22 protein-coding genes and 1 tRNA gene are annotated in these 24,629 nt (G+C 71.8%); 11 read left to right on the top strand and 12 right to left on the bottom strand.

What is annotated here, in order from left to right:
- The first annotated feature begins 223 nt into the window (after positions 1–223).
- Both ACN269_RS14500 and ACN269_RS14495 read left to right on the top strand, forming a co-directional pair.
- On the top strand, positions 224–1,489 hold the full coding sequence (locus tag ACN269_RS14500) for an AGE family epimerase/isomerase (protein ID WP_421472949.1): 1,266 nt from the start codon (positions 224–226) through the stop codon (positions 1,487–1,489).
- Positions 1,486–2,439, top strand: a complete 954-nt coding sequence (locus ACN269_RS14495) for a carbohydrate kinase family protein (protein ID WP_421472948.1) — start codon at positions 1,486–1,488, stop codon at positions 2,437–2,439. The genes ACN269_RS14500 and ACN269_RS14495 overlap by 4 nt, the downstream gene beginning before the upstream one ends.
- A gap of 266 nt (positions 2,440–2,705) precedes the next feature.
- Here the strand turns inward: ACN269_RS14495 and ACN269_RS14490 are convergent, their stop codons facing one another.
- From ACN269_RS14490 to ACN269_RS14480, 3 genes are all read right to left on the bottom strand, one after another.
- On the bottom strand, positions 2,706–3,674 hold the full coding sequence (locus ACN269_RS14490; protein WP_421476347.1) for a LacI family DNA-binding transcriptional regulator: 969 nt from the start codon (positions 3,672–3,674) through the stop codon (positions 2,706–2,708).
- Positions 3,675–3,746: 72 nt separating this feature from the next.
- Positions 3,747–5,126 (bottom strand): FAD-dependent oxidoreductase, encoded by a 1,380-nt coding sequence (locus tag ACN269_RS14485; protein WP_421472947.1) that lies wholly within the window; start codon positions 5,124–5,126, stop codon positions 3,747–3,749.
- A gap of 23 nt (positions 5,127–5,149) precedes the next feature.
- Positions 5,150–6,286, bottom strand: a complete 1,137-nt coding sequence (locus tag ACN269_RS14480) for a carboxylate-amine ligase (RefSeq protein WP_421472946.1) — start codon at positions 6,284–6,286, stop codon at positions 5,150–5,152.
- A gap of 173 nt (positions 6,287–6,459) precedes the next feature.
- Here ACN269_RS14480 and ACN269_RS14475 point away from each other — a divergent pair, with 173 nt between their 5' ends.
- Entirely contained in the window at positions 6,460–6,753 is a 294-nt protein-coding gene (locus ACN269_RS14475) for a DUF6412 domain-containing protein (protein ID WP_421472945.1), read from the top strand.
- Positions 6,754–6,855: 102 nt separating this feature from the next.
- Positions 6,856–7,614: a YidC/Oxa1 family membrane protein insertase gene (locus tag ACN269_RS14470; RefSeq protein ID WP_421472944.1), complete on the top strand. Its 759-nt coding sequence runs from the start codon at positions 6,856–6,858 to the stop codon at positions 7,612–7,614.
- Between the two features lie 18 nt (positions 7,615–7,632).
- On the opposite strand, the gene ACN269_RS14465 is transcribed toward ACN269_RS14470, so the two are convergent.
- The gene (locus tag ACN269_RS14465) at positions 7,633–8,304 is read right to left on the bottom strand and encodes a DedA family protein (RefSeq protein ID WP_421472943.1); all 672 of its coding nucleotides are present in this window, start codon (positions 8,302–8,304) and stop codon (positions 7,633–7,635) included.
- 94 nt (positions 8,305–8,398) lie between these two features.
- The gene (locus ACN269_RS14460) at positions 8,399–9,013 is read right to left on the bottom strand and encodes a DUF1349 domain-containing protein (RefSeq protein WP_421472942.1); all 615 of its coding nucleotides are present in this window, start codon (positions 9,011–9,013) and stop codon (positions 8,399–8,401) included.
- Positions 9,014–9,081: 68 nt separating this feature from the next.
- Here ACN269_RS14460 and ACN269_RS14455 point away from each other — a divergent pair, with 68 nt between their 5' ends.
- On the top strand, positions 9,082–10,734 hold the full coding sequence (locus tag ACN269_RS14455) for an alpha-amylase family protein (RefSeq protein WP_421476345.1): 1,653 nt from the start codon (positions 9,082–9,084) through the stop codon (positions 10,732–10,734).
- A gap of 43 nt (positions 10,735–10,777) precedes the next feature.
- Positions 10,778–11,536: a 3-oxoacyl-ACP reductase FabG gene (gene fabG / locus ACN269_RS14450; RefSeq protein WP_421472941.1), complete on the top strand. Its 759-nt coding sequence runs from the start codon at positions 10,778–10,780 to the stop codon at positions 11,534–11,536.
- 33 nt (positions 11,537–11,569) lie between these two features.
- On the opposite strand, the gene ACN269_RS14445 is transcribed toward fabG, so the two are convergent.
- Entirely contained in the window at positions 11,570–11,986 is a 417-nt protein-coding gene (locus tag ACN269_RS14445) for a hypothetical protein (RefSeq protein WP_421472940.1), read from the bottom strand.
- On the bottom strand, positions 11,979–12,371 hold the full coding sequence (locus ACN269_RS14440) for a hypothetical protein (RefSeq protein ID WP_421472939.1): 393 nt from the start codon (positions 12,369–12,371) through the stop codon (positions 11,979–11,981). Before ACN269_RS14440 ends, ACN269_RS14445 begins: the two co-directional genes overlap by 8 nt.
- Before the next feature lie 807 nt (positions 12,372–13,178).
- On the opposite strand from ACN269_RS14440, the gene ACN269_RS14435 reads away from it, so the two are divergent.
- Positions 13,179–14,081 (top strand): Gfo/Idh/MocA family protein, encoded by a 903-nt coding sequence (locus ACN269_RS14435; RefSeq protein WP_421472938.1) that lies wholly within the window; start codon positions 13,179–13,181, stop codon positions 14,079–14,081.
- 146 nt (positions 14,082–14,227) lie between these two features.
- Here the strand turns inward: ACN269_RS14435 and ACN269_RS14430 are convergent, their stop codons facing one another.
- A complete protein-coding gene (locus ACN269_RS14430) occupies positions 14,228–14,419 on the bottom strand; it encodes a DUF2795 domain-containing protein (protein WP_421472937.1) in 192 nt (63 codons plus the stop codon).
- Between the two features lie 100 nt (positions 14,420–14,519).
- Here ACN269_RS14430 and ACN269_RS14425 point away from each other — a divergent pair, with 100 nt between their 5' ends.
- Entirely contained in the window at positions 14,520–15,776 is a 1,257-nt protein-coding gene (locus tag ACN269_RS14425) for an erythromycin esterase family protein (protein WP_421472936.1), read from the top strand.
- 57 nt (positions 15,777–15,833) lie between these two features.
- On the opposite strand, the gene ACN269_RS14420 is transcribed toward ACN269_RS14425, so the two are convergent.
- Both ACN269_RS14420 and ACN269_RS14415 read right to left on the bottom strand, forming a co-directional pair.
- Complete coding sequence (locus tag ACN269_RS14420; protein ID WP_421472935.1) at positions 15,834–18,038, bottom strand: MMPL family transporter; 2,205 nt, start codon at positions 18,036–18,038, stop codon at positions 15,834–15,836.
- On the bottom strand, positions 18,038–18,625 hold the full coding sequence (locus ACN269_RS14415; RefSeq protein ID WP_421472934.1) for a TetR/AcrR family transcriptional regulator: 588 nt from the start codon (positions 18,623–18,625) through the stop codon (positions 18,038–18,040). The genes ACN269_RS14420 and ACN269_RS14415 overlap by 1 nt, the downstream gene beginning before the upstream one ends.
- Positions 18,626–18,817: 192 nt before the next feature.
- Between ACN269_RS14415 and ACN269_RS14410 the strand changes: the two genes are divergently transcribed.
- From ACN269_RS14410 to ACN269_RS14400, 3 genes are all read left to right on the top strand, one after another.
- On the top strand, positions 18,818–19,777 hold the full coding sequence (locus tag ACN269_RS14410; protein WP_421472933.1) for a DNA polymerase domain-containing protein: 960 nt from the start codon (positions 18,818–18,820) through the stop codon (positions 19,775–19,777).
- 104 nt (positions 19,778–19,881) lie between these two features.
- Positions 19,882–20,331 (top strand): helix-turn-helix transcriptional regulator, encoded by a 450-nt coding sequence (locus ACN269_RS14405; protein WP_421472932.1) that lies wholly within the window; start codon positions 19,882–19,884, stop codon positions 20,329–20,331.
- Between the two features lie 34 nt (positions 20,332–20,365).
- Positions 20,366–22,747, top strand: a complete 2,382-nt coding sequence (locus ACN269_RS14400; RefSeq protein WP_421472931.1) for an ATP-binding cassette domain-containing protein — start codon at positions 20,366–20,368, stop codon at positions 22,745–22,747.
- Between the two features lie 616 nt (positions 22,748–23,363).
- Here the strand turns inward: ACN269_RS14400 and ACN269_RS14395 are convergent.
- Together ACN269_RS14395 and ACN269_RS14390 are read right to left on the bottom strand one after the other, a co-directional pair.
- Positions 23,364–23,435: transfer RNA gene (locus ACN269_RS14395), tRNA-Arg, on the bottom strand.
- A gap of 92 nt (positions 23,436–23,527) precedes the next feature.
- Positions 23,528–24,220, bottom strand: coding sequence for a winged helix-turn-helix domain-containing protein (locus ACN269_RS14390; protein WP_355052838.1), 693 nt, complete (start codon positions 24,218–24,220; stop codon positions 23,528–23,530).
- Between the last annotated feature and the right edge of the window lie 409 nt (positions 24,221–24,629).

Below are 24,629 nucleotides of genomic sequence, written 5' to 3'. Positions count from 1 at the left end.
CTGGGCGCGAATTGACAGTGAGCCAGCCGTCGGAGCAGGGTTGGAGGGGTGACAACGATGTCAACGGGCAAACGGGATGATGTTCCTCATGATCCTTCTTGCGCTGCATCCCCTTCGGTCGACCGGCTCCGGGCGTACCGTTAGCGGGTTTTCCGGCGCGGACCCGGTCCGTCCGCCGATCCTTGCCGTATGCCCCTTCGCTCCTCGACGGTGACCAGCTGAGATGACCGACGCGCCCCGCTCCGACGCCGAACCGACCCCTGCCCCGGCAGGGGTGCCCGACCTGCCCGACCTGGACGGGTTCCTCGCCGACCAGACCCGCACGCTGCTCGACACGGCCCGCCGCTCGGTCCGGCCCGAGGGTGGCTTCTGGTGGCTGACCGACGACCGCACCCCGGACCGGGGCGAAGCCGTCTACACCTGGATCACCTGCCGGATGACCCACGTGGCCGCGCTCGCCCACCGCAACGGCGACCCGGACGCCGCCGCCATCGTCGACCACGGCATCGCCGCGCTCGACACGCTGCTGCGCGACGACCGGTACGGCGGCTGGTTCAACGCGGTGGACCAGCAGGGCACCCCGATCGACGAGCGCAAGGCGGGTTACGACCACGCGTTCGTGCTGCTCGCGGCGTCGAGCGCCGCACGGGCCGGGCGACCCGGCGCGGACCGGTTGCTCGCCGACGCGCTCAGCGTGGTTCTGGACCGGTTCTGGGACGACGAGGCGGGCGCGGTCCGCGAGTCGTGGAACCGGGACTGGACGGTCACCGAGGACTACCGGGGCGCGAACAGCAGCATGCACATGGTCGAGGCGTTCCTCGCCGCTGCCGCCGCCACCGGCGACACGAGCTGGACCGACCGGGCGCTGCGGATCGCCACCCACCTGGTGCACACCGAGGCAGCCCGGCACGACTGGCGGCTGCCCGAGCACTTCACGGCCGACTGGACGCCGCTGCTCGACTACAACCGGGAGCAGCCCGCCGACCCGTTCCGACCGTACGGCTCGACGATGGGCCACTGGCTGGAATGGGCCCGTCTGCTGCTCGAACTGGAAGCCGTGCTGCCGCAGCCGCCGGGCTGGCTGTTCGCCGACGCCCGTACCCTCTTCGCCGCCGCCCTGCGACGCGGCTGGGCGGTCGACGGCGCGGACGGCTTCGTCTACACGATCGACTGGGACGACCGGCCCGTGGTCCGCTCCCGGATGCACTGGGTGCTGGCCGAGGCCATCGGTGCGGCGGTCACCCTGCACCGCCGCACCGGGGACGCCGTCTACGCCGACTGGTACCGGGTCTTCTGGGCGTACGCGCGCCGCTACCTCATCGACGGCACCGGCTGGCGGCACGAGCTGGACCCGCGGAACCTACCCGCCGACACGGTCTGGCACGGTCGACCCGACGTGTACCACGCGTACCAGGCGGTGCTGCTGTCCCGCTCGGCCGACGCCCTCGGTGGCCCCGGCCCGCTCGCCCCGGGCACGGTGACCGCATGATCGTCGTGGCGGGGGAGGCCCTCATCGACCTGGTGGTCACCGCCGACGGGCAGCGGGCGGTCCCCGGCGGATCTCCGGCGAACGTGGCGGTCACCCTGGCCCGGCTCGACCAGCCGGTACGGCTGCTCGCCCGGCTCGGCCCCGACGAGTACGGCCGGCAGATCGCCGACTACCTGGCGGCCAACCAGGTGGACCTGCGGTGGGCCGTCCGCGCGTCCGAGCCCACCTCGGTGGCGGTCGCCACCCTGGACGCCACCGGCCAGGCCAGCTACGAGTTCCGGCTCGACGGCGCGGCGGACTGGCAGTGGACGCCGCAGGAGCTGCCCGACCTCGCCGACTCGTCGGCGACGGCCCTGCACACCGGATCTCTCGCCCTCGCGCTCGCCCCCGGGGCGCAGGCCCTTGAGGGACTGCTCGCCCGCGAACGCGACCGCGACGGGCTCACCCTCTCGATCGACCTCAACCTGCGCCCGAGCATCGTCACGGACCGGGCCGCCGAGCAGGAGCGGGTACGCCGACAGGTGCCCCTCGCGCACCTGGTCAAGGCCAGCGACGAGGATCTGGCCTGGCTCTACCCGGACCGGTCGGTGGGCGACGTGATGGCCGAGTGGCGCGAGGCCGGAGTGTCCTGTGCGGTGGTGACCCGCGGCGGTGAGGGCGCGTGGCTGCTCGCCCCGAACGGAGTGCTGCACGAGCAGCCGGCCGTACGCACCACGGTGGTGGACACCGTCGGCGCGGGCGACTCGTTCACCGGTGGCCTGCTCGCCGCGCTGGCCGACATCGACGCGCTCGGCGACCGGCCCGCCGACCGGCTCGCCGTCGTGACCGAGCAGCAGTGGTCGGCGGTGCTCCGCCAGGCGGCCACGGTGGCCGCCCTCACCTGCGCCCGCCGAGGCGCCAACCCCCCAACCCAAGCCGAACTAAAAGCCCTCCTAACACCCCCGCACTAATCCAGCCCCGCCCAGCCCGCCCCGCCCAGCCCCGCCCCGCCCGGGTCGATCATGAACTTGTAGTGGGCGTTCCGTGGTGTTTTGGGTGTGGGCGCGTGCACATCGCTCACCCCCGCGATCTTGCGCTTTCTGCTGCGACAAAGGGTGCATTTGTGCACAGATCAACGACAGGAAGTGCAAGATCGGCGCGGGCGCGGGCGCGGGCGCGGGCGCAGGCGCCGGCGCGGGGGCGGGCACGGGCCGGGGGCCAGGGGCGCGGGGGTTGGTTACGGGAGGCCTCGGGGTAGGAGGCGGGTGGGGAGGACCGTGGTCGACGGGGGAGAGTCGTCACCGGCGATGCGTTGGAAGAGGCGCTCGGTGGCTACCCGGGCCAGTTCGCGCGTGTCGTAGGCGACGACGGTCAGCGGGCGGGGCATCAGATGCGCCAGTTCGAAGTCGTCGAAGCCGACCAGTGCCGCGTCGTTGCCGCGGCGGTGCAACTCCTGCAACGCGCCCACGGTGAGCCGGTTGTTGCCGCAGAAGAAGGCGGTGGGCGGGTCAGGGGAGTCGAGCAGCCTGCCGACCGCCCGCCCGGCGTCCTCGGGGGCGATCAGGCGGTCACAGACCAGTGACTCGTCCGACGCGATCCCGGCTGCCGCCAGGGCCGTCCGCGCGCCGACCAGCCGCTCACGCATGGTGGGCACGCTCGGCGCACCCAGCAGGAGAGCCACCCTCCGGTGTCCCTCGCCGAGCAGGGCCTCGACCCCGGCCCGACCGCCACCGGAGTTGTCCAACAGCACGGTGTCGGCCAGCAGACCCTGCGGTGGCCGGTCCAGGAAGACCACCGGCATGCCCAGTTCGACCTCGCGGCGCAGGAACGAGTGGTCCGGGCCGGCCGGCACGACCAGCAGCCCGTCGACGCGGCGCTGGGTGAAGTCCTGCAGGACGGCGCGTTCGCGTTCCGGGTCCTCCTCGGAGGAGGCGGTGATCAGCATCGTGCCGTGCGCGGCGGCGATCTCGGCGGCCACGCTCGCGATCGTGGCGTAGAACGGGTTGGCGATCTCCTCGATCAACAGCCCGACGGTGGCGTTGAGCTGCCGCGAGCGCAGGTTGCGCGCGATGTCGTTGCGCCGGAAGCCCAACTCGGTGATGGCGGCCAGCACCCGGCCGAGCAGTTCCTGACCGACCGGCTCGTCGTTGACCACCCGGGACACCGTCTTCAGGCTTACTCCGGCGTGCCGGGCGACATCGACCATGGTCGGTCGTCGGCGCGCGGCGGACCTGGTCGGGGTCTGGGTCACGGGGTGGACCTCCACGGCGGGCGCGGTTCAGCGATCGAGCGCGGCGAGCGCGTCGACCGCCTTTCGGGCGGCGATCAGCACCGGATCCCAGACCGGCGCGTACGGCGGAGCGTAGCCCAGGTCCAGTGCGGTCATGTCGTCCACGGTCATGCCATTCCACAACGCGACGGCCAGAGTGTCGATCCGCTTGGCCGCCTCGGACCAGCCGACGATCTGCGCGCCGAGCAGCCGGCCGCTGGGTCGTTCGGCGATCAGCTTGACGGTCATCGGCCGGGCGCCCGGGTAGTAGCCGGCCCGGTTGGTCGATTCGGCGATCACCGAGACGAAGTCGAAGCCGGCCGCCGAGGCGTCCCGCTCCCGCAGGCCCGTGCGACCGACCTCGAGTTCGCAGACCTTGGTCACGGCCGTGCCGATCACGCCGGTGAACGTGGCGTACCCGCCGCCGATGTTGACGCCGGCCACCCGGCCCTGCTTGTTGGCGTGGGTGCCCAGCGGGATGTACACCGGCATCCCGCTGACCCGGTGCAGGGTCTCCACGCAGTCGCCGGCCGCCCAGACTCCGGGGAAGCCGGGTACCCGCATCCGCCGGTCCACCCGGATCGCGCCGGTCGGACCGAGGGGCAGCCCGGCGGCCTCCGCGAGACCGACGTTGGGGCGTACGCCCAGGCCCAGGACCACGACGTCGGTCGGGATCGGCCCTTCGGCGGTGACCACGGCGGACACCCGGCCGTCCCGCTGGTCGAGGCCGGTCACCGGCAGGCCGCTGCGGATGGTGATGCCCAGGCCGCGCATGGCCTCGGCGACGAGTTCGGCCATGTCCTCGTCCACCGTCGACATGGGTTGCGCGGCCTGCTCGACGAGCGTGACGGACAGGCCCCGCTGGATCATCGCCTCGGCCATCTCCACGCCGATGTAGCCGCCGCCCACCACCACCGCCCGGCGTGGCTGTGGTTCGGCGTCCAGCCAGTCGCGCAGCGCCGCGCCGTCGTCGAGGGTCTGCATGCCGAACACACCCGCGATGTCCGTCTGCGCCCACGGGGGTTTGGTGGGCGTCGCGCCGGTCGCGTACATCAGCTCGTCGAAGCGTTCGGAGACCTCGTCGCCGTTGTCCAGGTCCCGGGCGGTCACCTCGCGCCGTTCGAGGTCGATGGCCGTCACCTCGTGGCGCATCCGCACGTCGATGTCGAACTTGGTGCGGAACACCTCGGGGGTACGGGCGATCAGATGCTCCGGGCCGGGCACCAACCCCGAGATCCAGTACGGGATGCCGCAGGCCGAGTACGAGGTGAAGTGGCCCCGCTCGAAGACCACGATCTCCAGGTCGTCCCGGCCGCGGCGGCGCCGTGCCTGGGACGCCGCCGACATGCCGGCGGCGTCCCCACCGATGACGATCAGTCGTTGCGCCACGCGATCATCCTGTCACGCGGCGCTCAGCCGCGGGTCTGTCGCGCCACGTCCTGCACGACGTCGACGAGCCGTCCGGTACGGGCGTACACGGCGCGCTGCCGGGCCGCGCCGGTGCCGTGGCGGCGCAGCCCGCCCAGCAGGTCGGACACCTCGGCCCAGTCGCCGTGCCGCTCCAGCGCCGGCCGCAGCCGTTCCACGAACCGGTCTAGCAGCTCCCACGCGGGACGCACCTCGCCGGTGGTGACGTCGACTCCGTCGCCCTCCAGGCCGTCGTGCGCGGCCCGCCAGTGCGCGCCGACCAGCAGGTGGTGGTCGGTCCGCAGCGCGGGGCGGCCGGCCGCGACGTCGTCCATGGCGGTGGCCACCAGGGCCCGGACCAGCGCGGCGACCAGCACCGCGTCGTCCACCGTCGGGCAGACGTCGCCGATCCGCAGCTCGACGGTCGGGTACTTGGCCGACAGCCGGGCGTACCAGTAGAGCATCCCCTCGTCGAGCATCACCCCGCTGGAGATCAACTGACGGATCAGCCGCTGGTAGTGCTCGTGCGACTCCAGGAACGGCGTCGGCGCCACCGACGGCCAGCGCTCCCACTCCACCGACCGCCAGCTCGCGTAGCCGGTGTCCTCGCCACCGGCGAACGGCGAGTTGGTGGTGACGGCGTGCAGCGTCGGCAGCCACGGCCGGACGTGGTTGAGCACCTGCACGCCGGTCTCCGGGTCGGGGACGCCCACGTGCACGTGCATGCCGTTGTTGCCGGGGCCGGGTACGAGCAGCCGGAAGCGTTCGATCATCCGGTCGAACCGGGGCTTGTCCACGACCGGCGGCACCGGGCCGCCCACCGGGCCGGTGCCGATGGCCAGCAGCCGCACGCCGGCCCGCTCGGCCGCGTCGGCAAGAGCTTTACGGAGTACGCCGAGAGAGTGCCGGATGGAGGACAGCTCCAGCCCGGGCGGCGAGCCGATCTCGATCTGGCTGGTCTGGAACTCGCGCTCCACCTGACCGCGCAGTTCGGCCGGTACCTGTTCCAGCACGAGGTCGACAGCGGGCACCGCGGCGCCGGTGTGTGGGTCGACGAGCAGGAACTCCTCCTCGACGCCCACGGTGAGCATGTCGGTCCCCGCGGTCGTCCCGCCGGGCGCCTCCGCCACCTGCCCCGTCATCGCGCACCACCGTCCGTTTCTGCCGCTCGCGGTCCGTCCGCGCCGGTCGGACGAGTGGTTACCCACGGTGGTAACGCCCGGAAACGTGGTGACGGCACGGCGTCCCCGCGTGTCGGCCCCGGGCCGTCAGCGATCCGGCCGGGAGACGTGACACCGGGTCCTATGCTGAGCCCGTGCCGGTGCTGCTGGGATTCCTCTGGGCCACGTGGATGTCCGCGTTCGCCCAGCTCGGCGTGCTCGCCGCCCGTCCGGCCGACCTGCTGGCCGGGGCTGCCCTCACCGCCCTGGTCCTCGTCGCCGCGCTGCTCGCCGCGTACCCGCTCGACCCGTCCCGCGCACCCGGTGTCGCGCGCCGCTGGGCCGGGCTGCGCGCCCGGGCCCGGAGCCGCCGGACACCCCGCCAGATCGATCCGGACGCCGCCGGACGACCCCGCCCCCGCGCACCGGGAGACCTCCTCGCCGCGTAGCGACACCTCGCCGCGCGGCCGATCCCAGCGTCATCGGTCCTTCGTGCCCTCCGCTACGGCTGCGGCGCAAGGACCCACCGGAATCGGACCGAGGGGTTTCCCATGCTCGCCTTCGCACCACTGCACACCGTCGTCGGCGTCGCCGGCACGGCGTTGTCCTGGCTCACCGATCTGCTCGAACCGCTGGCCGGTGGCGCGGCGACCGTCGCCGCCATCGTGCTGCTCACTGTCGCCGTCCGGCTGCTGATCACACCGTTGACCGTCGCGCAGGTCCGCGGGGAGCGACGCCGCGCGGCGCTCGCCCCGCAGGTCCGCGAGCTACAGCAGCGGTACGCCGACGACCCGGCGACCCTCCAGCGCGAGGTGTTCGCGCTGTACCGCTCGGCCGGCGCGAACCCGGTCGCCGGCTGCCTGCCGCTGCTGATCCAGGCGCCGTTCCTCCTGGTCCTGTACCGACTCTTCGCCACCGACGAGGGCGGTACCGGACTGCTCGACGAGCGGCTGGCCGGCGTACCCCTGGGTCATCACCTCGGCGACGGCCTGGCCGGCGCGGCCGGACCGCTCTTCGCCGGTCTGCTGGTCCTGCTGCTGGCGTTGGCCTGGTGGTCGTCGCGGCGGGCACGTCGTGCGTCAGCGGCGGTCGGCACGGTGGCCGGCACGCCCACCGAGGGGCCGGGCGCGGCCACGCTCGGCCGGCTGCTGCCCCTGCTGCCGTTCACGAGCGTGCTGGTGGCGCTGGTGCTGCCGCTCGCCGCCGTGATCTACCTGGTGACGACGACGGCGTGGTCGGCGCTGGAACAGGTGGTGCTGCGCCGGCCGCAGGCGGCGCCGACACCGGTCGCCGGGCAACAGGTGCCCTGATCGCGGCGCGGACGCGGATCAGCGACCGGCGGTCACCGACCGCCGGTCGTCGCGTTGCCGGCGGCGGCGGATCTTGCGGGCCACCCAGCTGACCACCATGACGACGAAGACCGCGCCGATGGCGTAGTTGAACCAGTCGCTGTACCGCTCGACGTTCTGCCACCGACTGCCCAGCGCGTAACCGGAGCCGACGATCAGGGCGTTCCACACGCCGCTGCCGATCGTGGTGAGCAGGACGAACTCACCGAGCGGCATCCGGTTGGCCCCGGCCGGGACGGAGACCAGACTGCGGACCACCGGTACCACCCGGCCGATCAGCACCGCCCAGCGGCCGTGCCGCTCGAACCAGCGGTCGGCCTTCTCCAGGTCGTCGCTGTCCACCAGCGGGATGTGGTCCAGCCAACGCTTGAGCCGTTCCTCGCCGAGCGCCGCGCCGAGCCAGTAGAGCACCAGCGCGCCGATCAGCGAGCCGACCGTCGCGGCGACCACGACGAGGACGACGTTGAACTGACCCTCGTGGGCGAGGAAGCCCGCCATCGCGAGCACGATCTCGCTGGGGATCGGCGGGACGATGCTCTCCAACGCGACCAGCAGGGCCACGCCGACCGGACCCATCGCCTCGATGACGGACGCCACCCACCCGGTCAGGCCGGTGAACTCGGACGGGTCGCCGGTCTGGGCGTACGCCATTGGTCGTCCTTCCGGAAGTGGCCGACGAGAGGATCGGACTGTCTTACCCAATGATCGGCGCGGCACACCTGCGGGTGAGCCGCGCCACGACGGCTCAGTCCTCCGGGTGCAGCGCGGTGTCGGCCGGGCCCTGCCGCCAGGCGGTGAACGTCACCGTGAGGCCGCCGCGCGTCGGCGCGCAGCAGAACGGGCCGGCCGTCGCCTCGGCCGCCGGGTCCAGCGGGGCGAGTCGGACCAGCCGCCACGGCGCGTCGCCCACCCGCGCCCGTACGGTCAGCGCGTCACCGGCCCGACTGACCCGTACGGTCACCTCCTGACCCGCCCACCCCGGCACCGGGGCCACCGACCAGTCGGAGAACTCCCGGGTCACCACGGCGCCGAGCTGCGACTCGCCGTCGCTAACCTCGACACCCGCCTTGACCCAGGTCCGCTCGTCCACCCGGACCAGCGCGCCGGCCTGGTCGAACTGCGCGGCGAAGTCGAGCACGAAGCTCACCTCCATCGCCACGCCGACGGGTAGCGGCGCGAGCAGCGCCGGCCCGTTGTCGTGGACGAAGCCGTAGCTGGTCCGCCGCCAGAAGTCGGTCTCCGCCCCGGCTTCGACGATCAGCTCACCAGCGGGGCCCTGCTCGGCGCGTACCGGCGGGTGCAGCCACTCGCCCCGGGACCAGTCCAACTCGTCGCTCGGCGGTACGAGATCGATGTCCATGTCGGGCAGGGTACCGATCGCCGTCCGTGAGGTTTGCCATGGAGATCAACTGGAGAGTTTTTCGCGGCATGGGTGACCGTTGGTATTCCGAAGCCGTCGTCTACTGCCTCGACATCGACACGTACGCCGACTCCGACGGCGACGGTGTGGGCGACATCCGTGGTCTGATCGGCCGGCTGGACTACCTGGCCCGGCTGGGCGTGACGTGCCTGTGGCTGCACCCGATCCACCCGTCGCCCAACCGCGACGACGGGTACGACGTCACCGACTTCTACAACGTGGACCCCCGCTTCGGCACCCTCGGCGACTTCGCGGAGCTGCTGCACCAGGCACAGAACCGTGGCATCCGGGTGATCATCGACCTGGTGGTCAACCACACCTCGGACGAGCACCCCTGGTTCCAGTCCGCCCGTTCCTCGCCCGACTCGCCGTACCGGGACTGGTACGTCTGGTCCGACACCGAGCCGGACGACCGCCACCAGGGCATGGTCTTCCCGGGTGAGCAGAAGGAGACGTGGAGCTACGACCGCACCGCGAAGGCGTGGTTCTACCACCGCTTCTACAAGTTCCAGCCGGACCTGAACTTCGCCAACCCTCAGGTCCGGGCCGAGGTCAAGAAGATCATGTCGTTCTGGCTCCAGCTCGGGGTCTCCGGCTTCCGGATGGACGCCGTGCCGTTCATCATCGAGCTGACCGAGCCGGGCAACCCGGACTCCCCGAAGGACTTCGAGTTCCTCACCGAGATGCGCCAGCACGTGCAGTGGCGGCGCGGCGACGCCGTCCTGCTCGCCGAGGCCAACGTCGAACCGGACCAGCTCCCGACGTTCTTCGGCGACGCCAGCGGCTCCGGCAACCGGATCCACATGCTCTTCGACTTCATGCTCAACGGCCGGCTCATGCTCGCCCTGGCGCGGCAGGACCCGGAGTCGCTGATCGAGGCGTTGCGGGACACCCCGAAGCTCCCCGTCGGCGGGCAGTGGGCCACCTTCCTGCGCAACCACGACGAGATCGACCTGTCCCGGTTGACGACCGAACAACGCAACCAGGTGTACGCGGAGTTCGGCCCGGACGAGAACATGCGCATCTACGACCGGGGCATCCGCCGCCGGCTCGCCCCGATGCTCGGCAACGACCGACGGCGCATCGAGCTGGCGTACGCCCTGCAGTTCTCCCTGCGCGGCACTCCGGTGCTGCGGTACGGCGAGGAGATCGGGATGGGCGAGGACCTGTCGCTACCCGGGCGGGAGGCGATCCGTACGCCGATGCAGTGGTCGTACAAGCCGAACGCCGGCTTCTCCACGGCGGATGCGGAGAAGCTGGTCCGGCCGGTGATCGACAAGGGTGAGTTCGGCTACCAGAACGTCAACGTCACCGCCCAGCGCGGCGACCCGAGGTCGCTGCTCGGCTGGTTCGAGCGCATGATCCGTACCCTTCGGGAAGCCCCCGAGATCGGGTCCGGCTCCACCACGCACATCGACGTGGCGATGCCGCCCGGGGTGCTGGCGCACCGCGCGGACGGGCCGACCGGCACGATGGTCTTCCTGCACAACCTGGGTACCGACGACGTCGAGGTGGACCTGAGCAGCCTCGAAGCGGAGGCCGACCTGCCGATCGACGTGCTCACCGATCGTGGCTACGGCGAGCTGGACAAGCTCGGCGCGGTGAAGGTCTCCGGGTACGGATACCGGTGGATTCGCCTATGCCGGGGCCGGGGGTTCTGAGGCTAAGCTCCTCCGATCACCCCAAAGTTACCCGGAGGTAATCATGTCGGAGGAGCACCGCATCGCCATCGTCACCGGAGCCGCACGCGGTATCGGTGCCGCCACCGCCCGGCGGTTGGCGGCTGACGGGATGGCAGTGGCGGTCGTCGACATCGACGAGGCAGCCACCAAGGAGACGGTGGACGCCATCTCCGGTGCGGGCGGCCGCGCGCTCGGCGTGGGTGCCGACGTGTCCGACCGCGACCAGGTCGAGGCCGCCGTGGAGCGGGTCGCCGCCGAACTGGGCGCCCCCACCGTCCTGGTCAACAACGCCGGTGTGCTGCGCGACAACCTGCTGTTCAAGATGACCAACGCCGACTGGGACACGGTCATGGGCGTCCACCTGCGGGGCGCCTTCCTGTTCAGCCAGGCCACCCAGAAGCACATGGTGGACCGCAAGTGGGGGCGGATCGTCAACCTGTCCAGCACCTCCGCGCTGGGCAATCGGGGGCAGGCGAACTACGCCGCCGCCAAGGCCGGCCTCCAGGGCTTCACCAAGACGCTCGCCATCGAGCTGGGGCCGTTCGGGGTGACCGTCAACGCCGTCGCGCCCGGCTTCATCGTCACCGACATGACGGCGGCCACCGCCGCCCGGATGAAGGTCGACTTCGAGGACCTCCAGAAGCACGCCGCCGCCGAGATCCCCGTGCGCCGGCCGGGACGCCCGGAGGACGTCGCCCACACCATCTCGTTCCTGACCAGCGAGGGTGCCGGCTTCGTCTCCGGTCAGGTCATCTACGTCGCCGGCGGCCCACGGGCCTGAGCGCTGTCACCCGCGCCCCGCGGCCCGGTCGCCTCAGGCCGGGTCGCGGCGGGTGCGCCAGAGCCAGAGGAGGCCCAGCACCGGCAGGACGAGCGGGATGTAGCCGTACCCGCTCCCGAACTGCGACCACACCGTCTCGTCGGGGAAGAGGGCCTTGTCGGCCAGGCTCAGGATGCCGACCGCGACGACACCGACCAACTCCACCGAACAGCACGCCAGCGCCACCCGCCGACCGGTGTGCCCGGCCCGGGCCAGACCCACCGCGGCCACGATGTAGATGAGCGCGGCCAGGGCGGAGAGCAGGTACGCCACCGGCGCCTCGTCGAACTTGGTGGCGATCTGAAGGCCCGCCCGGCTGGTCGCCGCGACGGCGAAGAGCAGGTAGACGGCGATCAACAGTCGGCCGGGGCCGGAGTTCGTGCGTTGCCGGGCGGGCCGTGTCTCAACCACCGAGGACCTCCCAGGTCTGCTGCAACCGCACCACCACGACCGGCGTCACCAGGCAGACCGCGCAGACGATCGCCGATCCCCACCGGGTCGGTTCCATCCGGGCCAGCACCCAGGCCAGCGGTGGCAGGCAGACCAACGTGACCAGGTAGCCGAAGAACGCGCCGGGCTCGCCCGGCCGGTCGCCGCCGCCGACCGCCACCAGCGCCAGCACCCCCAACACGAGCAGAAGCACCTCGAGTACGGCCAGACCGGCGTACTGCACCCGGTCCGGCGGCCGGTGGCGTACCGCCGCGACCAGCGCCCACACGGCGACGAGCAGCGACAGCACTATCGACGCCGTCGCGAGGAGCCCGTCCACCGGCGAGCCGGCCGCCGCGCTGGTCATCGGCCCCACCTGGTCGTCGCCTCGGTCACCGGCACAGCCTACTAACCGTCGTAGTACCCGCCGCGCGCTGCCCGGCCGACGGGCCCGGCGGGTCCCGGCTGACGGGTCCGGCGGGTCGGGTCGTGCGCCCGGCTGGTTCTGGCCGGCGGGTCCGGCGGGTCGGGTCGTGCGCCCGGCTGGTCCCGGCCGACGGGCTCGGTTGGTCCGGGCGCGCGGCCGTGTGCGTCCGGGCGGCCGGCTGCCCGAGGGGTGCGCAGGCACTGTCGAGCTGCCCCAGAAATGGGGCAACGCAATCCCGGATCCTGCGTCGGCCGTGGGGCGGTGCGTCGGGTGTCGCGTGTCTAGGGCTGCGTCGCGTGTCTAGGGCTGCGTCGCGTGTCTAGGGCTGCGTCGCGTGTCTCGCGGTGCGTCGCGTGTCTTGCGCTGCGTCGCCTGTCCCGCGGTGCGTTGCGTGTCCCGCGGTGCGTTGCGTGTCCCGCAGTGCGTCGCGCGTCTCGGGCTGCGTCGCGTGTCTCGCGCTCGTCGCGTGTCTCAAGGTGCGTCGGCCGTCTCGGGGTGCGTCGGGTGTCTCGGGCTGCGTCGGGCGTCTCGTGGGGTACGGGGCGTCGGGCGGAGCGTCGGAGGTCGGGTAGCGCGCCCCGGATCTGGGGCAGCTCGACAGGCACCGGTCGGACCATGGCCACCCCCAGCTGGCGCAGCACGCGGGCTGCTCCGGTTGGCGACCCGCCGCCGACGGACCTGCTGGGGCGACTAGCGTGGATCACGTCCGTGGGGTCGCCACGGTGGGGGGAAACAGCGGAGGTACACGTGCTGCGGTTCGGCTTGTTCGGCACCGGTCACTGGGCGATCGAGACGCACGGGAAGGCGCTGCACGCACACCCGGACGCGGAACTGGTCGGGGTGTGGGGGCGCAACCCGGAGCGGGCTTCCGCGCTGGCCGAGCGGTACGGGGTGCCCGCCTATGCCGACGTCGACGCCCTCATCGAACAGTGCGAGGCCATCGCCGTCGCGCTGCCGCCGGACGTGCAGCCCGACATCGCGGTCCGGGCCGCCAATGCGGGCCGGCACCTGCTGCTGGACAAGCCGTTGGCGCTCAGCGTGGACGACGCCGACCGGGTGGTCGCCGCCGCCGAGGCGTCGGGAGTGGCCTCGGTGGTGTTCTTCACCCAGCGGTTCCTGCCGAACGTCACCGCGTTCCTCGCGTCGGCCGCCGCCGCAGGTGGCTGGCAGCACGGCCGCACCACCGCGTTCGCGTCGATCTTCCAGGATGGCAGCCCGTACGGCGGCTCGCTGTGGCGTCGCGAGCACGGGGCGCTCTGGGACATCGCCCCGCACGCGCTCTCGATCCTCCTGCCCGTGCTGGGGAAGGTGACCCAGGTGGCCGCGATGGACGGCCCGAGCGGGATGGTGCACCTGCTGCTCACCCACGAGGGCGGTGCGACCAGCAGCGCCTCGCTCTCCCTCGACGCGCCGACCGAGGCGATGACCAGGGAGTTCGTGTTCTACGGGGAGAACGGCATCGAGACCGTGCCGCGCGGCGAGAACGACCCCGTGACGGCGTTCGGTGTGGCGATCGACCAGCTCGTGGAGCAGGTCCAGAGCGGTGCCCGCGATCACCGCTGCGACGTCCGCTTCGGCCGCGAGGTGGTCACGATCATCGCCGCCGCCGAGAAGGCCCGCCAACAATCCCGCACCATCCCCCTCCCGTAACCCCCTGCCCCGCCCAGCCCCCGCTTCACCCGGTCGATCATGAAGTTATTGCCATCGATAGCGGCGTGTCCTGGCAATAACTTCATGATCAACGGGGATGGGTGTGTGGGGGAGGGGGGAGGGGGGAGGGAGGGAGGGTGGGGCGGTTAGGTGGGGGTTGTTAGGGCTTCGGTTAGTTCTTCGGGGGTTTCGAACTGTTCGGGTTGTAGGGCCTGGAGCAGGTGCAACGTGGCCGTGCTGGCGCCGTTCTCCTGCGCCCAGCGGACCAGGTCCGCACGGGAGACCGGGTAGTCGAGCCCGGCCAGATACTCCTGCAACTGCACGCCCGACACGGTCATGTCGACGGGCTACCCGGTCAGGTGAGGCGTACACCCCCACGGCGTGTCGGCTCGCGACGCGCCGACGGTTTGTCGGCGCGAGCGTCGGGTAGCCGCTGCCATGCTGGTTCAGCGGCTCGGCGCACCGAGCGACTTCGACCCGTTGCTGGAGCGCGTCCGGGACGCCCGGGTGGTGATGATCGGCGAGTCGACGCACGGCAGTTACGACTACTACCGGCTACGGGAGCAGTTGACCCGTCGGCTGATCGCGGAGTGCGGCTTCTCGTTCGTGGCCGTCGAGGGCGACTGGCCGGACTGCGACCGGGTGCACCGCTCGGTCACCGCCGCCCCCGGCGGGGCGCTCGATCCGCAGAGCGCGCTGGAACGCTTCGAGCGGTGGCCGACGTGGATGTGGGCCAACGCCGAGGTGGCACGCTTCTGCCGGTGGCTGCGGGCGTGGAACCTCCAACGGCCGGAGGACGAGCGGGCCGGCTTTCACGGGCTCGACGTCTACAGCCTCTGGGAGTCGATGCAGGCGATCTTCGACTACCTGGGGGAGGAGGACCCGACCTCGCTGGAGGCGGCGCAGGACGCGTACCGGTGCTTCGAGCCGTACGGCAAGCGGGTCGAGGAGTACGGCGCGGCGAGCCGGTTCGTCTCCGCCCGGTGCGAGGAGGAGGTGGTCCGGCTGTTGGCGCGTACCCGGGAACAGGCCATGTCGGACGGCCCGGACCGCTTCTCGGCCTGGCAGAACGCGGAGGTGGTGGCCGGCGCGGAGCGCTACTACCGGGCGATGGTGGCCGGCGGCCCGGACTCGTGGAACATCCGCGACACCCACATGCAGGACACTTTGGACCGGCTGCTGCACCGCTACGGCCCGGACGCCCGAGGGATCGTCTGGGCGCACAACACGCACGTGGGGGACGCGCGGGCCACCGACATGGCCGCCGACGGGATGGTCAACATTGGTCAGTTGGCCCGCGAACGGCACGGTGACGACGCGGTGGCGCTGATCGGGTTCGGCACCTACCGGGGCACGGTGATCGCCGCTCCCCGGTGGGGTTCGCCCTCAGAGGCGATGGTGGTGCCGCCGGCACGGGAGGGCTCGGTGGAGCGGCGGCTGCACGAGTTGATGCCCGAGCGGGCGGTGCTCGTGTTCGGCGGCGACGACCAGCCGGGCTGGGTCACCGAGCCGGCGGACCACCGGGCGATCGGGGTGGTCTACGACCCGTCGTTCGAGTCCTGGGGCAACTACGTGCCGACGCGCCTGGGCGCGCGCTACGACGCGCTCATCTGGTGCGACGAGACGACGGTCCTGCATCCGCTGGCCGTCCCGGCCGCTCCCGGCGAGATGGAGACGTACCCGGCCGGTGTGTGACGGTCACGAAGAAGGTGCGGTGCCCGCAGCGGGCACCGCACCTTCAGATGGTGGGTCCTAGACCCGCGTCGGCTCCTGCGCCGTCAGGTGGTCGCGGAGGCCTTCGCCTTCGATGTCGACGTTCGGCAGGGCGCGCGACAGCCAGCGGGGCAGCCACCAGGCGCGGTCACCGAGCAGGGACATCACGGCCGGGACGATCGTCATGCGGACCACGAAGGCGTCGATGGCCACGCCGATGGCGAGCGCGAAGCCCATCGACTTGATCACCGGGTCGTCGAGGAAGACGAAGCCCCCGAAGACCGACATCATGATCAGGGCGGCGGCGGTGACCACCCGGGCGCCGTGCCCCATGCCGCTGATCGTGGCCGCCCGGGCGCTCTCGCCGTGGACGAAGTCCTCCCGCATCCGGGACACCAGGAACACCTCGTAGTCCATCGCGAGCCCGAACAGGATGCCGATGAGCAGGATCGGCAGGAAGCTGATCAGCGGGCCGGGCGTGTCCAGGCCGACCAGGTCGGCGAGGTGCCCCTGCTGGAACACCGCCACCGTGATGCCGAACGTGGCGGCGACGGTGAGCAGGAAGCCCAGCGCGGCCTTGATCGGGACCAGCAGCGAGCGGAACACCAGCATCAGCAGCAGGACCGACAGCCCGACCACCAGTAGCAGGTAGATCGGTAGCGCGTCGGAGAGCTTCTCGGAGACGTCGATGCCGATCGCGGTGACGCCGGTGAGCAGAACGTCCGCGCCACGGATGCCGCTGACCGAGTCGCGGACGTCGTGCACCAGCGTCTCGGTGGCCTCGTCGGTCGGGCCGGTCTTGGGCACCACGCCGAGCAGCGCCGTCCGGCCGTCCGGGCTGAGCTGCGGCGGCGCCACCGCGAGGACGTTCTCGGTGCGTTGCAGCAGCGCGGTGACCTGCGGTACGGCGGCTGCGGTCGCCTGTGCGTCGTCGCCCGCGACGACCACCGCGAGCCGTCCGGTGAAGCCCGGGCCGAAGCCCTCGACGGTCAGGTCGTTCGCCACCCGCGCCGGAGAGCCGACGGCGGCCGTCGCCGCGCCCGGCAACGCCAGCCGCATGTCGGGCGTGGGCAACGCGAGCAGCCCCAGGCCGAGCAGCCCGACCAGGATCACGGGTACGCGGAAACGGGTGACGAACCGGGCCCAGCGGAAGCCGAACGCGGACCGGTCCTCGGTCGGGGCCGGCCGGTCGACGTCCGCGTCGGTGCCCGGCGTGCCGTCGGTGCCGACCGCCCGGAGCCGGCGGGGGAGCACTCGGCGACCGGCGAAGCCGAGCAGGGCCGGCTGGAGGGTGATGGCGACGAGGACGGCCACGGTGACGGTGCCGGCGGCGGCGAGACCCATCACGGTGAGGAACGGGATGTCCACCACGGCCAGTCCGGCGAGCGCGATGACGACGGTGGCGCCCGCGAAGACCACGGCGGAGCCGGCGGTGCCCACGGCCCGGCCGACCGCCTCGTCCGGCGGCAGGCCGTCGAGCAGGTTCTGCCGGTGCCGGGAGGTGATGAACAGCGAGTAGTCGATACCCACGGCGAGGCCGAGCATCAGCGCGAGGATCGGCGCGGTGCTGGTCAACTCGATGACGCCGCTCAGCGCGAACAGGCCGGCCATGCCGACGCCCACACCGATCAGCGCGTTGAGCATGGTCATGCCGGCGGCCACCAGCGAGCCGAACGTGATGATCAGGACGATCGCGGCGACCAGGACGCCGAGCGCCTCGGTCGAGCCGACCTCCGGCTCCCCGCCCAGCACCTCACCGCCCGGGGCGACCTGCCAGCCCTTCGCCTTGGCCGCCGCGCCGACCTCCTCGTACGCGGTCTTCTGCGCGTCGGTCACCTCGTCCGCCCCGGTGGCGAACTGGACCTGCACCAGCGCGTACCGGCCGTTGGGCGAGACGGCACCGACCTGGAGCGGGTTGACCGCGCCGACGACGCCGGGCAGCGTCCCGGCCTGCTGGACCAGCTCCTGCACCACGGCCTGGCCCTCCGGGGTGGCCAGTTGGCCGTCCGCGGGCGCCTTCAGCGTGATCGTGCCCGTGGCGCCGCTGGCTGCGGGAAACTGCTCGGCGAGCAGGTCGAGCGCGCGCTGGCTCTCGGTTCCGGGCATGGTGAAGTTGCTCGCCGTCGGGCCGCGCAGGGTCGCCGCGGCCAGGCCGGCGCCGACGAGTACGACGAGCCAGAGCGCGACGACGAGCCGTCGCCGGCGCAACGCGCCCCGGCCGAGCCGGTAGAGCAGGGTGGCCATCAGGAGTCCTTGTCCTCGGTCGTGGGTGGTTGGGGCAGGGGTGTCCCGACGGGCTCGACGGCCCGCCGGACGAGGGTGAGCAGGGCGGGACGCAGCTCGTCGTCGGGGATGTCGACGAACTCGGCGCACGCCTCGGAGATGCCGGCCAGCAGCACCAGCGCGGCGATCCGGGCGCCCGGGCGGTCGGAGTGGCCGGCCAGCGCGTCGCGGAGCCGCTCGGAGATCTGCTGGATGTGGGCGAAGGCCGGCTGGCACAGCAGTTCCGGGAACTCGCCGCGCAGGACGGCGATCTCGCGTCGGAACCGGACCGCGAGGTCGACGAAGCCGACCGCGGCGACCTCCTGGGCGGCCGCGCCGGTCAACCCGCTGAGCTGGTCGTCGAGGTTCGTCAGCACCGTGATGGCCGGTGCCATCAGCTCGGCGAGCAGCGCTTCCTTGTTGGCGAAGTGGTAGAGCACGGTGGCCTTGGAGCAGCCGACCTCGCGGGCGATGTCCTGCAACGAGGTGCCCCGGTAGCCGGTCACCGCGAACCGTCGCGCCGCCGCGGCGAGGATCTCGCCGTGCGTCTCGGACACCGCTCTTGCCATCACCGGTCCACCTCCGTGAACCAGCATGCCTGACCGATCGGTCAGACCCTGACCGATCGGTCAGACGAACGGGGTGGCGTTCCCCACACCCGTCGCTCGTTTAGTCCGCGTGCTCCGTGTCGTACCTGGTCCGCGCCCCGGCGATGGCCGCGTCCGGTTGACCGAGGACGGCGAGGGCGCGAGGGTGATCGGGTGACCGAGGCTGACGAGACCCGCGACGGTGTGGCCCTGAGCAACCTGGACCAGCCGCTGTCCGACCGTGACGACGCGACCAAGCGCGACCTCGTCGACTACCTCGACGCCGTGCGGGAGCCGATCATCGGGCAGCTCCGGGACCGCCCGCTGTCGGTGATCCGGGTCCGCCCCGGCCAGCCGCCGTTCATGCAGAAGAACCTGCCCCGCTACACCCCGGACTGGGTACGCCGGACGCCGGTCTGGGCCGAGGCGTCGCACCGGGAGATCTCGTACGCCCTCTGCGACGACCGGCGGACCCTGCTCTGGTTCGCCAACCAGCGCGCGGTCGAGTACCACCCGACCCTGGCCACGGTCGCCGACCTGCACCGACCGACCCACCTGGTGCTCGACCTGGACCCGCCGGAGGGCGACGGGTTCCGCGCGGCGGTCGACGCGGCGTTGCTGGTCCGCCAGGCGCTCGCCGACGCCGGCCTGGTCGGGGCGGTCAAGACCAGCGGCGCCAAGGGCGTGCACGTCTTCGTCCCGGTCACGGGCGACGCCACCGCCGAGGAGTTGGCCGCCGCCACCAGGGCGCTCGCCGTCCGCGCCGAACGGCTCGACCCGGCGCTCGCCACCACCGCGTACATCCGCGAGGACCGGGGCGGCAAGGTCTTCGTGGACGCCACCCGTTCCGGCGGGGCGACGGTCGTCGCCGCGTACAGCCCGCGACTGCGGCCGGCGATGCCGGTGTCCTTCCCGGTCGACTGGGCCGACCTGACCCGGGTGACCCCGGCGGACTTCACCATTCGGACGGTCCCGGCGCTGCTCGCCGGGACCGACCCGTGGGTCGCGCTGCTGCCGGAACCCCAGCAGATCCCCGCCGACCTGGTCGCCGAGGGCCGCACCATCCCGGTGGCCCGCGTGCAGGCCATGCACGAGGGCAAGCGCCGGGCCCGCGCCCGCCGCGAAACCACCTGACGGTACGCCCCAGACGACTGCCCCACCCACCGCCGCGCGGCTCGGGTCCGCCTCGGCCGTCCGGCGGTCCTTTCTTGTCGGGGTTCTGTGGCACGATTTTCCGGGTGACCAGCCGATCGACCGAGAGTCAGCGCCTCAGCGACCTCGCGCGGCTGCGTCGCGTCCGCGACCGCATCGACCGGGAGTACGCGCAGCCCCTCGACGTCGAGGCGCTCGCCCGGGGTGTGCACATGTCGGCCGGGCACCTCAGCCGGGAGTTCCGGCTCGCCTACGGCGAATCTCCGTACAGCTATTTGATGACGCGGCGCGTGGAGCGCGCCATGGCCCTGCTGCGTCGTGGTGACATGAGCGTCACCGATGTATGTTTCGCGGTCGGCTGCTCCTCGCTCGGCACCTTCAGCACCCGCTTCACCGAACTGGTCGGCATGCCGCCCAGCACCTACCGGCGGGAGGCGGCGCTGTCGACGGTGGGGCTGCCGTCCTGTACGGCGAAGCAGGTCACCCGACCCGTCAGGAATCGAGAAGCGCAGGTCACGCCGCCACCCGTAGCGTGATCCGGGCCCGCCCACCCGAGCAGATGGAGAGACGATGAGCAAGGCCACGGACTCGCCCGCGGCACACGTCGCCGACCGCCACGACCTGATCCGGGTGCAGGGCGCTCGCGTCAACAACCTCAAGGACGTCACGGTCGAGCTACCGAAGCGCCGGCTCACGGTGTTCACCGGTGTCTCCGGCTCGGGCAAGAGCTCGCTGGTGTTCGGCACCATCGCCGCCGAGTCGCAGCGGATGATCAACGAGACCTACAGCGCCTTCGTCCAGGGCTTCATGCCGACGCTGGCCCGGCCCGAGGTCGACGTGCTGGCCGGGCTCACCACCGCGATCATCGTCGACCAGGAGCGGATGGGGGCCAACGCCCGCTCCACCGTCGGCACCGCCACCGACGCCAACGCGATGCTGCGCATCCTGTTCAGCCGGCTCGGGCAGCCGCACATCGGCTCACCGAACGCCTTCTCCTTCAACGTCCCGTCGGTCCGGGCGACCGGCGCGATCACCGTGGAACGCGGCGCGGGCAAGACGAAGACCGAGAAGGCGACCTTCAACCGTCTGGGCGGCATGTGCCCGCGCTGCGAGGGGATGGGCGCGGTCACCGACTTCGACCTCTCCGCGCTCTACGACGACAGCAAGTCGCTCAACGAGGGCGCGATCACGATCCCCGGCTACAGCATGGAGGGCTGGTACGGCCGGATCTACCGGGGCTGCGGCTACTTCGACCCGGACAAGCCGATCAGCAAGTACACCAAGCGGGAGTTGCAGGACCTCCTCCACCGGGAGCCGACGAAGATCAAGGTCGAGGGCATCAACCTGACGTACTCGGGCCTGATCCCGCAGATCCAGAAGTCGTTCCTCTCCAAGGACATCGACACGTTGCAGCCGCACATCCGTGCCTTCGTCGACCGGGCGGTCACGTTCACGACCTGCCCCGACTGCGACGGCACCCGGCTCAGCGCCGAGGCCCGCTCGTCGAAGATCGCCGGCAAGAGCATCGCCGACGTCTGCGCCATGCAGATCAGCGACCTCGCGGCCTGGGTCCGGGGCATCGAGGAGCCGTCGGTCGCGCCGCTGCTCAGCGGGTTGCAACACCTCCTCGACTCGTTCGAGGAGATCGGCCTGGGCTACCTGTCGCTCGACCGGCCGTCCGGCACGCTCTCCGGTGGCGAGGCGCAGCGCACCAAGATGATCCGTCACCTCGGGTCGTCGCTCACCGACATCACGTACGTCTTCGACGAGCCGACCATCGGGCTGCACCCACACGACATCGCCCGGATGAACGGCCTGCTGCTGCGCCTGCGCGACAAGGGCAACACCGTCCTGGTCGTCGAGCACAAGCCGGAGGCCATTGCCATCGCCGACCACGTCGTCGACCTCGGTCCCGGCGCCGGCACCGGCGGTGGTGAGGTGGTGTTCCAGGGCACCGTCGACGGACTGCGCGCCAGCGACACCCTGACCGGGCGGCACCTCGACGACCGGGCCGCGCTGAAGTCGTCGGTGCGTACACCGTCCGGCACGCTCGCTGTGCGCGGTGCGAACACCCACAACCTGCGCGACGTCGACGTCGACATCCCGCTCGGCGTGCTCGTGGTGGTGACCGGTGTGGCCGGTTCGGGCAAGAGCTCGCTCATCCACGGCTCGGTGTCCAGCACCGACGGCGTGGTGTCGGTCGACCAGAGCGCGATCCGCGGCTCCCGGCGGAGCAACCCCGCGACGTACACGGGTCTGCTCGACCCGATCCGTAAGGCGTTCGCGAAGGCCAACGGTGTCAAGCCCGCGCTGTTCAGCGCCAACTCCGAGGGCGCCTGCCCCGGCTGTAACGGCGCCGGTGTCGTCTACACCGACCTGGGCATGATGGCCGGTGTCGCCGCCACGTGCGAGGAGTGCGAGGGACGCCGGTTCCAGGCGTCCGTACTGGAGTACCGGTTCGGCGGCCGCGACATCAGCGAGGTGCTCGCCATGTCGGTGACCGAGGCGGAGGCGTTCTTCGGCACCGGCGAGGCGCGTACGCCGGCCGCGCACGCCATCCTCGCCCGGCTCGTCGACGTCGGGCTCGGCTATCTCAGCCTCGGTCAGCCGTTGACCACCCTGTCGGGCGGCGAGCGGCAGCGGCTGAAGCTGGCCACCCGGATGGCCGAGAAGGGTGGCATCTACGTCCTCGACGAGCCGACCACCGGCCTGCACCTTGCCGACGTCGAGCAACTGCTCGGTCTGCTGGACCGGCTCGTCGACTCCGGCACGTCGGTCATCGTCGTCGAGCACCACCAGGCGGTCATGGCGCACGCCGACTGGATCATCGACCTCGGTCCGGGTGCCGGCCACGACGGCGGCCGGATCGTCTTCGAGGGCACCCCGGCCGACCTGGTAGCCGCCCGCAACACCCTCACCGCAGAACACCTAGCCCAATACGTCAACCCCTGACCCACCCCCACCCCACCCCCCGCCCCTCTCTGCTCCGCGCTCGGCCCCTCTCTGCTCCGCGATCTTGCACTTTCGTTGGCGACAAAAGGCGCATCCCGCCTACAACGACAACCGAAACTGCAAGATCGCGGAGCAAGGGGTTCGGAGTCAGGGGCAGAAAGGCCCGGAGCGGTTCGACGCGACCGGCGCGCTGGCCGGTGCGTCCGGCCTGCCGGCCCGCTGGGTCGCCCCGCTGCGCAACCGGCTGGGCAGCAGCATCGCCGGGTTCGACGGGATCGGCTTCGACGGGGGTTCGACGCGAGCTGGCACCGGGGAGCGTGGGGTCCGGGGCTCGGGCGGGGAGGGGTTCGACGCGAGCTGGCGGCGAGGGCGTGGGTCACAGGCTCGGGCGGGGAGGGGTTCGACGCGAGCTGGCGGCGAGGGCGTGGGTCACAGGCTCGGGCGGGGAGGGGTTCGACGCGAGCTGGCGGCGAGGGCGTGGGTCACAGGCTCGGGCGGGGAGGGGTTCGACGCGAGCTGGCGGCGAGGGCGTGGGGTCCGGGGCTCGGCCCCGGAGCAGAAATGACAAGCGCCCCAGGTCCGCGTTCTTCAGCGGACATGGAGCGCGAAAAGCTTGTGCCCCCGGCAGGATTCGAACCTGCGCCCCCGCCTCCGGAGGGCGGTGCTCTATCCCCTGAGCTACGGGGGCTCAGCGACTGGAGAAGACTAGCAAACCTCCCCCGCGTACGCCGAATCGGTATCGGGTGGGCCGATCGTGTCGGCGACCGGCCCACCCGATACTCAGGCCGCGACCGCCCGCCCGCAACTGGGCAGCGGGTGCAGGACGATCCGCCGGGGCAGCCGGCGCGGCCACTCGTTGCGGGGCCAGGAACCGTCCACGATCAGGTGCACGGTGCGCTGTTCCTCGCCACTGAGTCGCAGTACGAAGTCGCGGGGAAGCGGCGGATCGACCGTCGGCGTCGTGATCATGAAGCGCACCCGGCCCCGGGACGACACGGCGGAGATCACGTCGGCGGCCGGCATGGTGCCCCGCAGCCGGACCCGTCCGATCCAGTAGACCTCGGCCAGGTGCTCCTGGGCCGTCCGGGTGATCGCCGGGTACTCGCTGCGTACCCACCGTTCGACCGCGCTGACGCAGAGCCCGCAGGCGCGCTCGCGCGGCTCGCGCGGACCCAACCCCCAGGCCCGCAGGTACGCCCCGACGGCCCCCACGTCCAGCGGAAGGTCGAACCGGCGCTGGATGAGCGTGGTGAGGCTCTGCCGCGTCCACAGCTCCTCGTCCAGGCCGAACTCGTCGGGGTGGACGCCCCGGAGTGTGTCGATCAGTTCGAGTTCCTGCTCGCGGCTGAGCATTCCCGGCTCGCCCTGCCGCTGTCCGCGACGGACGGCTGCCACCGCCCCGTCACCGCCGATGGTGTGGCGTCGGCACCAACTGGTGACCGAGCGCCGTGCGTCTCTGAGTGCAACCCCCACGTCTTGCGCAACGAGCCCGAATCACAACTGGTCACGATATGTGTGGAGAAAACTCTCTAAGCAACGTAATCGCCTGTCCAACGCAAAACGCCCATAGACAATGAATCGGCAGGTATGGGACATGGCGGCCTTCGGGTGGGCGCTGCGGCCTCGGCAGGCAGCGCGGCTCGATAGGCAGCGCGGCTCGGCAGGCAGCGCGGCTCGGCGTCGACGCACCGCGGTGCTCGATCAACTCGAACTCGACGGGCCGGACGTGATCCGTCGCCAGCTCGACGGGCTTGACGCGATCCGCGGCCGTCGCCAACTCGCTGCATGGGGCCGCGATGGTCGCCAGCTCGCCGATCTGGCGGTATCCGCACGCCACGACACCGCGACATCGCCGACCTCGTGTGGATCATGGGCATCCGAC

Origin of the sequence: Micromonospora sp. WMMD736 (assembly GCF_049179015.1) — a bacterium.
In the GTDB taxonomy this organism is placed as follows: Bacteria; Actinomycetota; Actinomycetes; order Mycobacteriales; family Micromonosporaceae; genus Micromonospora.
This window is presented reverse-complemented; position numbering and strand designations above follow the sequence as displayed.

Coding starts and splice junctions, on each gene's coding strand:
- ACN269_RS14430 (WP_421472937.1), bottom strand. CDS start 14,419: ATGACCGTGTCGGGCGTGCAGTTGCAGGAGTATCTGGCCGGGCTCGAC.
- ACN269_RS14480 (WP_421472946.1), bottom strand. CDS start 6,286: ATGACGGGGCAGGTGGCGGAGGCGCCCGGCGGGACGACCGCGGGGACC.
- ACN269_RS14440 (WP_421472939.1), bottom strand. CDS start 12,371: ATGACCAGCGCGGCGGCCGGCTCGCCGGTGGACGGGCTCCTCGCGACG.
- ACN269_RS14500 (WP_421472949.1), top strand. CDS start 224: ATGACCGACGCGCCCCGCTCCGACGCCGAACCGACCCCTGCCCCGGCA.
- ACN269_RS14465 (WP_421472943.1), bottom strand. CDS start 8,304: ATGGCGTACGCCCAGACCGGCGACCCGTCCGAGTTCACCGGCCTGACC.
- ACN269_RS14460 (WP_421472942.1), bottom strand. CDS start 9,013: ATGGACATCGATCTCGTACCGCCGAGCGACGAGTTGGACTGGTCCCGG.
- ACN269_RS14495 (WP_421472948.1), top strand. CDS start 1,486: ATGATCGTCGTGGCGGGGGAGGCCCTCATCGACCTGGTGGTCACCGCC.
- fabG (WP_421472941.1), top strand. CDS start 10,778: ATGTCGGAGGAGCACCGCATCGCCATCGTCACCGGAGCCGCACGCGGT.
- ACN269_RS14425 (WP_421472936.1), top strand. CDS start 14,520: ATGCTGGTTCAGCGGCTCGGCGCACCGAGCGACTTCGACCCGTTGCTG.
- ACN269_RS14400 (WP_421472931.1), top strand. CDS start 20,366: ATGAGCAAGGCCACGGACTCGCCCGCGGCACACGTCGCCGACCGCCAC.
- ACN269_RS14470 (WP_421472944.1), top strand. CDS start 6,856: ATGCTCGCCTTCGCACCACTGCACACCGTCGTCGGCGTCGCCGGCACG.
- ACN269_RS14490 (WP_421476347.1), bottom strand. CDS start 3,674: ATGGTCGATGTCGCCCGGCACGCCGGAGTAAGCCTGAAGACGGTGTCC.
- ACN269_RS14415 (WP_421472934.1), bottom strand. CDS start 18,625: ATGGCAAGAGCGGTGTCCGAGACGCACGGCGAGATCCTCGCCGCGGCG.
- ACN269_RS14420 (WP_421472935.1), bottom strand. CDS start 18,038: ATGGCCACCCTGCTCTACCGGCTCGGCCGGGGCGCGTTGCGCCGGCGA.
- ACN269_RS14455 (WP_421476345.1), top strand. CDS start 9,082: ATGGGTGACCGTTGGTATTCCGAAGCCGTCGTCTACTGCCTCGACATC.